Raw genomic sequence first — 14,169 nt, 5'->3', positions numbered from 1 at the left:
CAGTCTTGTTGCGAGATGCGCTTTTATCGCTCTCCTGGATGGCAATGGGTGGATTTCGACACATACAGGCTGATCCATGGGTGGAAATCCACCCACTACACCTCGGTCATATGCCGATGCAGCCCGTGTTTCTGCATTTTTTCGTAAAGCGTTTTGCGCGAGATGCCGAGACCTTCGTAGACGGACTTCAGATTCCCGCCATGAACGGCGATCGCCCGCGCGATCAGGCTTTTTTCATAAGCGGCGACCCGTGCCGCGAGTACCGCCTTGCCGTCATCCTCAAATGGCATCGACGTTTCGGAAACATCGCTTTCCAGACCGAGAACGAAACGGTCCGCCGCATTGCGCAATTCACGCACATTGCCCGGCCATTCGCGCAGGGAAATGACTGAAAGCAGATGCTGCGGAACCTCCATGTCTTCCCGTCCATAACGGGCGGCGGCTTCGCGCACCAGATGCAGGAAAAGCAGCGGTATATCGGCGCTGCGCTGCGACAGGGACGGTACCAGAAGCGTCGCCACGTTCAGACGATAGAGAAGGTCGGCACGGAACCGCCCAGCCGCGACTTCCTGCTCCAGATCCACCTTGCTGGTGGCGATGAAACGGACATCGAGTTCGACGGTTTCATTGGAACCGAGACGGGTAATAACCCTTTCCTGTAACACGCGCAGGAACCGGCCCTGCAATTCGAAGGGCATGGAGCCGATCTCGTCCAGCAGGATGGTGCCGCCACGGGCATGCTCGAACTTGCCGTAGCGCGGGCGGAGCGCGCCGGGAAAAGCGCCCGCCTCATGGCCGAACAGCTCGCTTTCGATCAGCGTTTGCGGAAGGGCGGCGCAATTGATCGCCACGAAGGGTCGGTTGGCTCTAGCGCTGATATCGTGAAGCGCCCGCGCCACCACCTCCTTGCCCGCACCGGTATCGCCGACGATGAGCGTATCGGCGTCCGTCGCACCGATGGCGCGAATGCGGTAGCGCAGATCGACCATGACCTGGGTTCTGCCCGGCAGACGCGTTTCGAGATCGTCATGCTTGCCGGCAACCGCCTTCAGACGGCGGTTTTCCAGCACCAGCGCCCGCCGGTCATTGGCCCTTTTGATGATGCCGGCGAGATATTGCGGGGTGAACGGCTTTTCGATGAAGTCATAGGCGCCGTTGCGCATGGCGTTGACCGCAAGCTGCACATCTCCATGGCCCGTCATCAGGATAACCGGTATTTCCGGGTCAAGCTCTCTCACCTTCTGCAACAGCGTCATGCCATCCATGCCCGGCATTCTGATATCGCTGACCACGACGCCATCGAAGCTGTAGCCGATGAGTTCGAGCGCATGTTCCGCACTCGCCAGCATGGTGACCGCGAAACCGGAAAGCTCCAGCGCCTGCGCCGTGGAGAAGCGCAGTTCCTCCTCATCATCGATCAACAGAACCCGCGACATGGTCATTCCGCAGCCGCCTCCACGCGATAAGCGGCAGCGGGCAATTCGATCTCGAACTCCGCGCCGCCTTCTTCATGGTTTCTGACCCGCAGCTGGCCGCCGAAATCCTTGATGATATTGTAGGAGATTGAAAGGCCCAGACCGAGGCCGCGCCCCACGCCCTTGGTGGTGAAGAAGGGATCGAAGATGCGCTCCGAAATCGCCTCGGGAACGCCAGGCCCACGGTCGCGAACAAAAATCGACACCGTCTGACCGTGCAGCACCGCCTGCAGCGCTATGCGGCGATCCTCGCGGCCTTCCACCGCATCGGCGGCATTGGATATGATGTTGACGAGCACCTGCTGCAGCCGTACCGACCCGGCCTTCACCGCAAGCGGCATCGGGCCGAGATCGATATCCAGCACTGCATCGGCGGCCTTCAGCCGCGCGCCGACAATTTCCAGCGTGTCGCGAAGCACGGCGTCCAAACTGACGGCGGCCATTTTCTCGTTGGGCTTACGCGCGAAATTCCTCAGGTGCCTGCTGATCGACGCCATGCGGTCGATGAGGCCCGAGATGCGCCTGAGATTTTCCGTCACCTCCTCCAGACGCCCCCGCTCCACCAGTAGCGAGGCGTTTTCCGCGTAGTTTTTGGCGGCGGCGAGCGGCTGATTGAACTCATGCGACAGCGCCGCCGACATCTGGCCGAGTGCGGCAAGCTTGCCCGCCTGCACCAGATCGTTCTGCATCTTGCGCAGCTGTTTCTCCGTCTGGCGGCGCTCGGCGATCTCGTGTTCGATCTCCCGGTTCACACGCGCCAGATCGGCCGTACGTTCCTCCACGCGGCGCTCCAGCTCCGCCTGTGCCTCCGCCTGATGGATCAGGCGTTCGCGCAGACGCCGCCGTCTTTGCAGCATGGCCGCGATCAGGGCAGCGGCAAGACACAGGCAGAGGATGATCGCGATCATCGCCGTCTTGACCTGCGTTCTGAGCGAGCCGGTATCGATCATCACGCTGACGGTCCAGCCTGCGTCGGGCATCGGCTGCGAGAGGACGAGATACTCTCTCTCGCCGTCATTCTGGGTGATCGTCATCAGCCGGTGGCTGCCGAAGTTGCCGTTTTTCAGCGGCAGTTCCTTCAGATCGGCATTGGCATAACGGCGGGACGCCGCTGTGCGCGCAAGCCTTTCTGGCGTCAGCGGCATCAGGCCGGAATAAAGCCATTGCGGGGTTCCGGTCATGAAGATGATGCCTTCCGGATCCGATACGAGGATACGGTTTTCACCATCGCCGAACGATGCCTCTATGCCTTCGATATCGACCTTGAAGACGATGACGCCCTTGATCTCCTCTTCGAAAAGGATAGGTGCAGAAAAATAATAGCCGCGTTTGTGGGAGGTCGTGCCGAGCGCGAAGAAGCGCGACTGGAAGCCCTTCGCCGCGTCCTGAAAATAGGGACGGTAGCTGAAATTCTCGCCAACGAAGCTCGTGGGTCCATCGTAGTTGCTGGCGGCGATCGTCTCCCCGTCCAGCGTGATGATATAGATATCGGACGATTCCAGCAGGGTGTTGATGGATTTGAGATAGACATTGGCGCGCTGGCGCAATGCCTCATCCTGTGGATGCGCGACAAGCTCCTCGATGTCGTCGTGATCGGCGATCAGGGCGGGCAACGGTTCGTAACGGCTCAGAAGTCCGCCGAGAGCCGAGACAGCCAGCCTGAGGGTGGTGCGGCCCTGATCGGACACTTCACCGAAGTAGCTTTCCGCGATAATGCCGCTACCCCTCGTCACGGCGCCGTAACCGAGGCCGAGGCTGAGAAGCAACACCAAAATCCAGCGATATTTCACCGAAGCTCCCCTCCCGTTGCAGGCACCAGGCCTGCTCTCCCGAACAGAGTGTAGGAGGAGTGACCGAATTTTCCAAGAGACCGGGCAAAGCGGCAGAACGGTCCTCAAAACAAAAAACCGGCCACGAGGGCCGGTTTTCCGTAAAGATTATTTCAGAAAGCTTATGCGCTTTCCTTCGGCGTCAGAACCTGACGGCCGCGATACATACCGGTCTTCAGATCGATATGGTGCGGACGGCGCAGTTCGCCGGAGTTCTTGTCTTCAACGTAGGTCGCAGACTTGAGACCGTCAGCCGAGCGGCGCATGCCACGCTTGGACGGGCTTGTTTTTCTTTTTGGTACAGCCATTTTTGTTACTCCACTTTAGCGGCGAAACAACGTAACCGGCCAGAACCAAAGGCCGAATGTCGGGTGTCTCGATATTGGAAATTTGGCGCGCTTATACATGCCAAAACTGGCTTTGACCAGCCCTGACGCGCATTTTTTCCGATTCAACGGAACAGGGGCGACGAGCAGGCGGCAGGCATTTGCAAATCATGCCTTACTTACTATCAAAAACGACGAGTTCCCTAAAGTGGTTCATGTCACGGAATTCACAGAAAGCTGGCGCCTGCATCTCGATTATCGGTGCTGCCGCACGCAGTTTTTCCAGTTCTTCGTCCAGCATCGCCTGCCATCGCGGCAGGCACTCCGGCTCGAACCAGCTGATGATGTAGGACAGGGTGATGTGAAACTCGTAAGTGTCATGGGCAGGATGTCGGTAGCCGAAGAAATCGGCGAAAGTATCCCGCCAAAGCGCCACGATCCGATCATCCTCAGCGGTGACCCCCTTCATGATAAGTCCGACCGGACGCAGGCCGGTCACCTGCATGTTGAAAGACGGCAGAGTCGGAAAGGCCGAAAGGCGATCAAGGTAATATTCCGTCATCGCGTCGACCGGCGTATCGAGCGGCATTTCCTTCGGCCAATAGGGCAGTGCACGCCGCAACCCGTTGATGCCCTGGAATACCGTCATGTGCAGGCTCGAAACGGGCGTGAAGGCGAGTTGCGGCGCTTCGGGCATATCCAGAAAGCGCTGACGCGTCGCGACGATCGCGCTTTTCGTCCGCGACCCTTCAGCGAGATGGCAAACAACCGTATTGCCCGGATCGGACAAAAATTCACCATCCGAGTTGTAACGGCTGCCGAGATGGCGTGGCGGCTGATCCTGATTGGCTGTGGAAATAAATTCAAGATCTTTTGAAACGAGCGGGGCGTGCATGGGAAACTCCTTGTGAGACGTTTCCCCTAGTTCCCGCACACGACAAAGCAATGACATCCGCCGGTCAATGACCGGTCAATGCGCCTCGTCCCAATTGTCGGCCGCGCGCGCATCCACCTTGAGCGGCACCCTCATGGAAATCGCCGGCATGGCCGCGTTTTCCATCACCGAGACGACAATGGGCAGGGTCTTTTCGATTTCCCCCTCCTCGACTTCGAAGATGAGTTCGTCATGCACCTGCAACAGCATGCGGGCGGAAAGCTTCTCCGCCTCCAGCACAGGCTCGATACGGACCATCGCGCGGCGGATGATATCGGCCGCAGACCCCTGGATCGGCGCATTGATGGCCGCACGTTCGTTAAAGGCTTTCACAGAGGGGTTGGAGGAGCGGATTTCCGGATAATGCGCGCGGCGACCGAAAATCGTTTCGACATAACCGTTCTCGCGGGCGAAAGCCTTGGTCGCTTCCATGTAATCGCGGATACCGGGAAAACGCTCGAAATATTTCTTGATATATTCGCCCGCTTCGGAGCGGGCGATGCTGAGCTGATTGGCAAGACCGAAAGCGGAAATACCGTAGATGATGCCGAAGTTGATGGCCTTGGCGCGGCGGCGCACTTCCGAAGGCATGCCTTCCACCGGCACACCGAACATTTCCGATGCAGTCATCGCATGAATGTCGATGCCGTTTTCGAACGCGTTGCGAAGCTGCGGAATATCGGCGACATGGGCAAGCACGCGCAGCTCGATCTGGCTGTAATCGGCGGAAAGCAGCTTATGGCCGGGCGTTGAGATGAAAGCCGTGCGGATCTTGCGGCCTTCGGCCGTACGCACCGGAATGTTCTGAAGATTAGGCTCCGAAGACGACAGGCGACCCGTTGTGGTGGAGGCAAGCGCGTAGGACGTATGCACCCGCTTCGTCTGCGGATGGACATATCCCGGCAGCGCATCCGTATAGGTCGATTTCAGCTTGGTCAGCTGCCGCCAGTCGACGATCTTGCGCGGCAGTTCGGCACCTTCCGCCGCAAGATCCTCCAGAACCTGCGCCGATGTCGACCACTGGCCGGTCTTGGTTTTGGAGCCGCCCGGCAGACCCATCCTGCCGAACAGAATATCACCCAGCTGCTTTGGCGAGCCGATATTGAAACGCTCGCCCGCCAGCTGGTAGACCTCCTCTTCAAAGGCTGCCGCCTTCTGGGCCAGCTCGCCGGAGAGACGCGACAGGATCTGCCGGTCCACGGTGATGCCACGCTCCTCCATATGCGCCAGAACCGGCACCAGAGGGCGCTCCAGCCGTTCATAGACGCTGGTCAGCCGCTCGGCGGCAAGCCGGGGCTTCAGCACCATCCACAGCCGCAGGGTGACATCCGCGTCCTCCGCCGCATAGGCCGTCGCCTTGTCGATGTCGACGAAATCGAAGGTGACACTCGACTTGCCCGATCCCGCCACGTCCTTGTAGGCGATACACTTATGCCCCAGCCAGCGTTCGGACAGTGTATCCATGCCATGCGTGGTCTTGCCAGCGTCAAGGACATAGGAAATCAGCATGGTGTCGTCGAAACTCTGCATGACGACACCATGGCGCTTCATCAGCAGATAATCATATTTGAGGTTCTGAGCGATTTTCAGAACGGCCGTGTCCTCGAGAAGACTCTTCAGACGCTCCAATGCCTGCGCAAACGGCACCTGACCTTCGGCAAGCTTGATACCATCGCTGAAAAGATCGCCGCCGGAGCCGGTCTTATGCGTCAAGGGCACGTAGGCAGCCCGGATATCGGTGCCGGAAGCGTCCTTGCCGTTATCGGCAATCGCCAGCGAAAAACCGACGAGTTCAGCCTGCATGGGGTCGAGCGAGGTCGTTTCCGTGTCGAAGGCGACGACGCCCGTTTCACGGGCGGCGGCAACCCAGCGGCCCAGTTCCGCAATATCCCTGATCGTCGTATAAGCGGTCGTGTCGATCTTGGCGGCGGCGAAAACCGTTTGCCGCGCCGTGGCCAGACCGGTGGGCGCATTGCCCTCCCCTGTCACCTTCCTTGACGGCGAAACAGGTAAAGCCGATACGACGGTCGTTTCATCAGCTGCGGCGGACGCAGGCGATGCATCGAGATCGGGACCATGGGCATCGACGCCCCATTGCACCGGCACATTGGCGGGCTCGATGGCCGAGGCATCGCTATCCGTGGCTTCGGCGACGCGGCGCGTCAGCGTCGTGAACTCCATCGCCTTCAGGAAGGCAATGAGCATCGGGCCGTTCTGCGGTTCGAGTACCAGCTCTTCCAGAGACTGCTCCAGCGGCACATCGGTTCTGAGCGCCACGAGCTGTCTGGAAAGGCGGGCAAGCTCCGCATTGGCGATGATGTTTTCGCGGCGCTTCTGCTGCTTGATTTCTCCCGCCCGCGCCAGCAACGTATCGAGATCGCCGTACTCCTCCAGCAATTGCGCGGCGGTCTTCGGCCCGATGCCGGGAATGCCCGGAACATTGTCGGTGGAATCGCCGGTCATCGCCTGAAGGTCGATCATCTTTTCCGGGGCCACGCCCCATTTTTCGACGACATCAGGAACGCCGATCTGCTTGTCCTTCATGGCGTCGTACATGTGCACATTGGCCGTGACGAGCTGCATCAGATCCTTGTCGGAAGAGATGATGGTGACGTCAGCGCCGATCGCCTCCGCCTGACGGGCGTAAGTGGCGATGATGTCATCCGCCTCGAAGCCTTCCGTCTCGATGCAGGGCAGGTTGAAGGCGCGCGTCGCCTCGCGGATCAGTCCGAATTGCGGAACCAGATCTTCCGGCGGCGCGTTGCGGTTGGCCTTGTAGAGATCGTATAACTCGTTGCGGAAGGTTTTCGACGAATAGTCGAAAATCACGGCAAAATGCGTCGGCGTAACGCCGACATCGGTATTGCGCGCATCCTTCAAGAGCTTCCACAACATGTTGCAGAAGCCTGAAACGGCGTTGACCGGCAGCCCGTCCGACTTGCGGTTCAGCGGCGGAATGGCATGGAACGCCCGGAAAATGAAACCGGAACCGTCAACGAGGAAGAGATGATCGCCTTTTTTCATGGCGATATGGATAGCGCGGGGCCGTTTTGACGTCCACAGAAAGTTCAAACAACGCACCGCAAAGCGCATGCAGCAAAGCGTCTGGACGGCCCCCGAAAATTCACCCGAACGTTACCGATTTGTAATAGATTTTCCCTTGAAAAGCCGCATTTGCAAACACATTTCTTAGAGGACGGCGCCTGATCACGCCGTAGTCTGAATGTAGGCTCGTCCCCCGCCGCATCAGACCGGACAAAGGCCTTTCCCCCCTCTCCGGGCCTTTGTCCTCCTATATGACCGCCATGGCCGACCCCTCCCGGCCATGGCGGTTTTATTTTGTGCCGGGTTTCCGGCTGGCCTAACCATATCATGCGATATATATCCCACTATTGAAATTGCGCGGACGCGCCGGCCACGATGCTTTTACGGATGGACGAATGGGTTTTTCCAGGGACGAATCGGTGATCTATCTCGCTGCGAAAATGGCGCGGGAATTCACCATGGCGCTCCAGAAGAGAGCCGCCGCACTGGGTTTCTCCCCCGGGCAATTCCCCATCCTCATCGAACTGTGGCATGAGGAGGGACTGACGCAGCGGCAATTGCTCGACAGGATCGACGTCGAACAGGCCACACTTGCCAATACGCTTTCCCGCATGGAACGCGACGGGCTGATCGTCCGCAAATCCCATCCAAGCGATCGTCGCGCACAGATCATCGAACTGACCCCGCGCGGCAGGGATCTGGAGGCGAATGCCATCGCCGCCTCCGAGGCCACCGAAGACGCGTTGCTGGCGGATTTCCGACGATTCGAAAAGCAGCTTCTGCTGGAATATATGCGCCGGGCGATCGAGCGCGCAAAAAAAGCAAAATAGCATTTACGACCCGAAATCGCCCTTTCTTTGCTCCCGAGCCTTTCATCGCCGGAGGCCTCCAGGTTTTTGTTTCGATACGGTTTCGGGCGGAAAACCGCTTCGCACTTTTCCTGAACTGCTCTATCTTTCCGGCGGCTGCGCTGTTGCCGTTGAACGACACGCAGCTCCTTGTTCCCATGCGATGCACGATGCCGCCGGGTCACGACAGACATGACAGGATCAGCGATGACAGACGTTTCCCCTATTCTTTCCACGGCCGACGACAACCTTACTTCCAGCCTCGAGCGACTGTTCGAACTTGTGCGCATCCCGTCCATTTCCACGGATCCCGCCTACAAGGCGGAGTGCCGCAAGGCGGCGGAATGGCTGGTCAGAACGCTTTCCTCACTGGGCTTTACGGCTTCCGTTCGTGATACGGCCGGTCATCCGATGGTCGTGGCGCATCACGATGCGGCGACAGAGGACGCACCGCATGTGCTGTTCTACGGCCACTACGACGTGCAGCCGGTCGATCCGCTCAATCTTTGGGAAAACGATCCGTTCGAGCCGGCCATCAAGGATATCGGCGCCGGCCGGCAGGTGATCACGGGACGCGGAACGGCTGATGACAAAGGCCAGCTGATGACCTTCGTGGAAGCCTGCCGGGCCTACAAGGCGGTCAATGGCGGCCTGCCTGTGCGCGTCACAATTCTCTTCGAAGGCGAAGAGGAATCCGGTTCACCCTCGCTGAAACCTTTCCTCGAAGCCAATGCCGATGAGCTGAAGGCCGATTATGCGCTGGTGTGCGATACGAGCATGTGGGACCGCGATACACCCGCCATCGCCGCCGCCCTTCGCGGCCTGGTCGGCGAGGAGATCGTCATCACCGCAGCCGACCGCGATCTGCATTCCGGCCTTTTCGGCGGTGCCGCCGCAAATCCCATCCACATTCTGACCGATATTCTCGCCGGCCTGCATGACGAGACCGGCCGCGTAACACTTGTCGGCTTCTACGACGGCGTGGAGGAAACCCCCGCCAACATCAAGGCCTCCTGGGAAACGCTGGGCCGCACCGCCGAAGCCTTTCTTGGCGAAGTCGGCCTTTCGGTTCCTTCGGGCGAAAAGGGCCGCTCCGTGCTGGAGCAGACCTGGGCGCGGCCGACGGCGGAAGTCAACGGCATCATCGGCGGCTATACCGGCGACGGCTTCAAGACCGTGATCGCCGCCAAGGCCTCCGCCAAGGTTTCCTTCCGCCTTGTCGGCGAGCAGGACCCCAAAGCGGTTCGCGAGAGCTTCCGAGCCTATGTCAACTCGAAGGTCCCGGCAGATTGCTCGGTGGAGTTTCACGAGCACGGTGCATCTCCGGCCATCCAGCTTTCCTATGATTCACCGGTGCTGACCAAGGCCAAAAATGCGCTTTCGGATGAATGGCCCAAACCTGCCGTCGTGATCGGCATGGGAGGCTCGATCCCCATCGTCGGCGATTTCCAGAAAATGCTGGGCATGGATTCGCTGCTTGTCGGCTTCGGGCTTACCGACGACCGCATTCATTCACCGAATGAAAAATACGACCTGCAATCCTTCCACAAGGGCATCCGCTCCTGGATCCGCATCCTTGATGCCCTGGCCGTGAAATAGACAAAAAAGAGAGGACGCGTCGGTTACCGATGCCTCCTCTTCTTTTCGTTTTTGGGAATCAAAAAACAAAAAGGCCGGGGCAAGCCCGACCTTTCCATCCGTTTTTCGTCAGTGCCAGTACATCCGTGGTCAAAGCGTTGAAACGGTCTGATGCTCCAGAGCGCGCCAATATATCGACGCTGCTTTCACGATCAGGATCATCTGTTTCGGTTAATCTTTGGTTAACACGACAACAGCGGCGCTTTTAAAAGCACCAGCCTGACAGTCCGTGTGGAGCACTGCTGAACCCTATATTGGTATGCGCGCCTGTTTTTTCAAGATCGGTCGGCTCCGGAGCGTCTTCCAAAAGAAAAAGGCCGGAAAAATCCGGCCTTTCATATTCATGCGAGTGACCCGTTGGGGCCAGACCACTTATCAGGAAGCGACGAGGTCGCCTGCGGACATCTTGCCCGAGCGGCGGTCCTGCGTCAGTTCGTAGGAGAGCTTCTGACCGTCGTTGAGGGAGGTCATACCAGCGCGCTCAACAGCAGAGATGTGAACGAATACGTCCTGCGAACCGTCGTCAGGCTGAATGAAGCCGTAGCCCTTGGTTGCGTTGAACCACTTTACTGTACCAGTCGCCATAACGATTTCCTTCCGTTGGCACATTATATTTGCACTGCGCGCAGTGCGGTCTTGGGGTCGAATTTGAAGGAAAGATCGTCGTGCGCACCTTAAAAAAAGGTACCGAAGCTCTGGTCGTCAAACAAATATCGATGCGCGAACACCTAGGTTGGCAGGGGCTAAAAGTCAAGTTTCTTTGAAAAAGACGGGCAATCTTTGTGAGCGTCCGGGAGACAAAAACTGCAAGAAACAAGGCCTTAAACAGCAAAAACCCGGCGCGGGAGGAGGTGCGCCGGGTTCTTGAAACTGACTGACAATTGGGAGGAGGAGTATTGTCAGTCCAATCGGGCGACGCTGGGAGGAGGAGTGCGTCGCTTCGATGTTTTGAACATACAGGTTCCCCGCTTAAAAAACATGCGTTTCATCGCAGCGCAGCATTGCGTAAAATGCATAGCTATTTCACGACACCTTGAAGGATCCTCGCTTACCGCCTAATAAATACGCATGTCCATCGAATCCGTCAGAGCCTTCTTCATCAAAAATTCGCCCGAAGTTGCCGTGATCGAAACGGAAGCGAGTTCGGCGACGGTCGCGCTGGCTGCCGAAGCGCACGGCGTCGACCCCGACCAGATTGCCAAGACGATTTGCCTGAAGGCAGGCGACAGCATTCTCCTCGTCGTTGTCGCCGGCACGAAGCGGCTCGACAATCGCAAGTTCCGCGATCGCTTCGGGGCCAAACCGCGCATGCTCGGGCCGGAAGAGGTTGTCGCGGTAACCAGCCATCCCGTCGGCGGCGTGTGCCCTTTCGGGTTGCCTTCGCCGCTTCCGGTGTTTTGCGACATATCCCTGAAAAACCATAGTGAAGTGGTTCCGGCGGCGGGTGCCACCAATGCGGCGGTGCGGATTTCGCCCGACATGATGGCGCGACTGACGGAAGCGGAATGGGTCGACGTCTGCCAATGACGCCGATTTGATCCGGCGAGGGCTTAACCCCGCCTTAAATTGCCGCATTTAAACTCTTCATCCTGGATTAAGGATCACGCAGGCATAGAAGCCTGAAGCCCATACGGGGTTACGCATGGTTTTGCGAATATAAGGAGCGACTTCGGCTGGATGGCAGGCAAGGGTAAATCACGCGATCGGGTAGAACCTTCCTTCGGGGATTTCCACGAGTCCGGTGATGACCTGCGCCTCGATGCCAGCGAGCGCATCAGCGGGACCGCAAAGCAACCCGCCAGGAAACCGAAGCCCACATCCGGCCGCGCCAAACCGCAAAAGAAGGAAAAGCGCAGCCGCAGCTCCGGCCGTGGCCCGACGGGCATCGTCCGTTCCCTCGTTTACTGGTGCGTCGTGCTTGGCATCTGGGGCGGTATCGGCGTTGCCGGTCTTGTCGTTTATTACGGCGCACGCATGCCGAGTGCCAGCAGCTGGACCATTCCCGAACGCCCGCCGAATGTGAAGATCGTTTCGGTGAACGGCAGCGTGCTTGCCAATCGCGGCACCACTGGCGGCGAGGCTCTCGCACTCGAAGACATGTCGCCTTACCTTCCGCAGGCGGTGATGGCGATCGAGGACCGGCGGTTTTACTCTCATTTCGGGGTCGATCCCCTTGGTCTCGGGCGCGCTATCGTCACCAATGTGCTGACGGGGCGAACCGTGCAGGGCGGCTCGACGCTGACGCAGCAGCTGGCGAAAAACCTGTTTCTCTCGCCGGACCGGACGCTGGAACGCAAGGTTCAGGAAGTGCTTCTATCCTTTTGGCTGGAACATGAATTCACCAAGGACCAGATCCTTGCGATGTATCTCAACCGCGTTTATTTCGGGTCCAATGCCTATGGCGTCGAAGCCGCGTCCCGGCGCTACTTCAACAAATCCGCACGCGACGTAAATCTCGGAGAAGCTGCGACGCTCGCCGGGCTTCTCAAAGCTCCCTCGCGCCTTTCACCGGCACGCGACCCGCAGGCGGCGGAGGAGCGGGCGCAGGTCGTGCTGAAATCCATGCGCGATGTCGGCTTCATCACCGATGACGAGATCAAGACCGCGATGTCGCAGCCGCCGACCAAGGCGAAACGTTTCTGGTCGGGCGCCGAACATTATGCAGCCGATATGGTGCTGGAGGAGGTCCGCGGTCTGATTGGCGACGTCAAGCAGGACATTGTCGTCGACACGACCATCGACCCCAATCTTGAACGCGATGCCGAAAAAGCTCTGACCCATGTTCTGCAGGGCGATGGCAAAAAACAGGGCGCCTCGCAGGCGGCCCTCGTTTCCATCGACGGCACGGGCGCGATCCGAGCCGTCGTCGGCGGGGCGGATTATGCCGAAAGCCAGTTCAACCGCGCCGTAAAGGCGAAACGGCAACCCGGCTCGGCGTTCAAGCCGTTCGTGTATGTGGCTGCACTCGAATCGGGGCTTACCCCTTACACCATTCGCAATGACGGACCTGTCCGGATTGGAAACTGGACACCGGAAAATTACGAGAAAAAATATCGTGGCGAAGTGACGCTTGCCACTGCGCTCGCCAATTCGCTCAACACGATCGCGGCGCAGCTGGTGATGGAAGTCGGGCCGGAGCGGGTGACGCAGGTGGCGCATCGCATGGGCATCGAATCGGAGCTACAGAACAATGCCTCCATCGCGCTCGGCACCTCCGAAGTGTCGCTGATGGAGCTGACCGCCTCCTATGCTCCCTTCATGAATGGCGGCTACAAGGCGACGCCGCATATCGTCAAACGCATCTCCGATGCCGACGGCAAGGTTCTTTACGAAAACAGATACGACAACCCGCCGCGCGTGCTGAGCGAAGAAATCGCCGCGACCATGAACGGCATGCTGTCCCGCGTCATCACCGAGGGAACGGGCAAAGCCGCGCGCCTGCAAGGCTGGCAGGCGGCCGGAAAATCCGGCACGACGCAGTCCTTTCGCGACGCGCTTTTCGTCGGCTACACAAGCAATCTGACCACCGGCGTCTGGTTCGGCAACGACGACGGCGCGTCGATGAAAAAGGTCACGGGCGGCGGGCTGCCGGCGAAGGCCTGGAAGGATTTCATGACCGCTGCCCATTCCGGGCTCTCGCCCTCGCCGCTCTTCGGTCTCGGCGCGGGCAGCGTGCCGCCGCTCGGGGAAATGCAGCAGCCGGCGCCTGAGAGCGCTCCCTCCTCCTCTATCGGCGAGATCATCTCCAATGCACTTGGCGGTGGCGGAGCGCCAAATACCCGCGCCTATCCCGAAGCACCCGTTTCGCCGAATGCCGGTCAGCCGGGTGTGCCCATGCCCCCGGGAAACATTCCCTCCCGCGACATCGAACCCGGCTATTCAGCAGGCAACGGACCCGTGCCTCCAGCCGATATCGGCGGCCGGGCGCCTGCCACTACAGGGCCAAAGCAGACGACCCTGCTTGATATTCTGATGGGAAATTAGTCGTCTTCAGGTGGCCGGGCGGCCGGGTATCTGGCAGGCGGTGAGACGACAGCGATCTTGTCGCCTTTCCCGCACATCCTCCGTTTTCCA

The 14,169-nt window shown here is 59.2% G+C and carries 10 protein-coding genes; 4 read left to right on the top strand and 6 right to left on the bottom strand.

Features of this window, described 5'->3' with window-relative positions; all coding sequences use genetic code 11:
- Positions 1-95: 95 nt before the first annotated feature.
- From RS75_RS04935 to polA, 5 genes are all read right to left on the bottom strand, one after another.
- Positions 96-1,442: a sigma-54-dependent transcriptional regulator gene (locus RS75_RS04935; protein ID WP_045017984.1), complete on the bottom strand. Its 1,347-nt coding sequence runs from the start codon at positions 1,440-1,442 to the stop codon at positions 96-98.
- Complete coding sequence (locus RS75_RS04930) at positions 1,439-3,265, bottom strand: sensor histidine kinase (RefSeq protein WP_045017982.1); 1,827 nt, start codon at positions 3,263-3,265, stop codon at positions 1,439-1,441. Before RS75_RS04930 ends, RS75_RS04935 begins: the two co-directional genes overlap by 4 nt.
- Positions 3,266-3,426: 161 nt before the next feature.
- The gene (rpmF, locus tag RS75_RS04925) at positions 3,427-3,612 is read right to left on the bottom strand and encodes a 50S ribosomal protein L32 (protein ID WP_003507205.1); all 186 of its coding nucleotides are present in this window, start codon (positions 3,610-3,612) and stop codon (positions 3,427-3,429) included.
- Positions 3,613-3,805: 193 nt separating this feature from the next.
- Entirely contained in the window at positions 3,806-4,525 is a 720-nt protein-coding gene (locus tag RS75_RS04920) for a DUF1868 domain-containing protein (protein WP_045017980.1), read from the bottom strand.
- A 75-nt stretch (positions 4,526-4,600) separates the two neighbouring features.
- Positions 4,601-7,588 carry a DNA polymerase I gene (gene polA / locus RS75_RS04915; RefSeq protein ID WP_045017978.1) on the bottom strand — a complete coding sequence of 996 codons (2,988 nt, stop codon included), beginning with the start codon at positions 7,586-7,588 and terminating at the stop codon, positions 4,601-4,603.
- Positions 7,589-8,004: 416 nt separating this feature from the next.
- Here polA and RS75_RS04910 point away from each other — a divergent pair, with 416 nt between their 5' ends.
- Positions 8,005-8,439: a MarR family winged helix-turn-helix transcriptional regulator gene (locus RS75_RS04910; protein WP_045017976.1), complete on the top strand. Its 435-nt coding sequence runs from the start codon at positions 8,005-8,007 to the stop codon at positions 8,437-8,439.
- Positions 8,440-8,664: 225 nt separating this feature from the next.
- Positions 8,665-10,056, top strand: coding sequence for a dipeptidase (locus tag RS75_RS04905; RefSeq protein WP_045017975.1), 1,392 nt, complete (start codon positions 8,665-8,667; stop codon positions 10,054-10,056).
- Positions 10,057-10,470: 414 nt separating this feature from the next.
- Here the strand turns inward: RS75_RS04905 and RS75_RS04900 are convergent, their stop codons facing one another.
- Positions 10,471-10,680: a cold-shock protein gene (locus RS75_RS04900; RefSeq protein ID WP_045015438.1), complete on the bottom strand. Its 210-nt coding sequence runs from the start codon at positions 10,678-10,680 to the stop codon at positions 10,471-10,473.
- Between the two features lie 483 nt (positions 10,681-11,163).
- Here RS75_RS04900 and RS75_RS04895 point away from each other — a divergent pair, with 483 nt between their 5' ends.
- Both RS75_RS04895 and RS75_RS04890 read left to right on the top strand, forming a co-directional pair.
- Complete coding sequence (locus tag RS75_RS04895) at positions 11,164-11,622, top strand: YbaK/EbsC family protein (protein WP_045017974.1); 459 nt, start codon at positions 11,164-11,166, stop codon at positions 11,620-11,622.
- 150 nt (positions 11,623-11,772) lie between these two features.
- A complete protein-coding gene (locus RS75_RS04890; protein ID WP_045017973.1) occupies positions 11,773-14,079 on the top strand; it encodes a transglycosylase domain-containing protein in 2,307 nt (768 codons plus the stop codon).
- Positions 14,080-14,169: the final 90 nt, after the last annotated feature.

Origin of the sequence: Rhizobium nepotum 39/7, from assembly GCF_000949865.1 — a bacterium.
Lineage (GTDB): Bacteria > Pseudomonadota > Alphaproteobacteria > Rhizobiales > Rhizobiaceae > Agrobacterium > Agrobacterium nepotum.
This window is presented reverse-complemented; position numbering and strand designations above follow the sequence as displayed.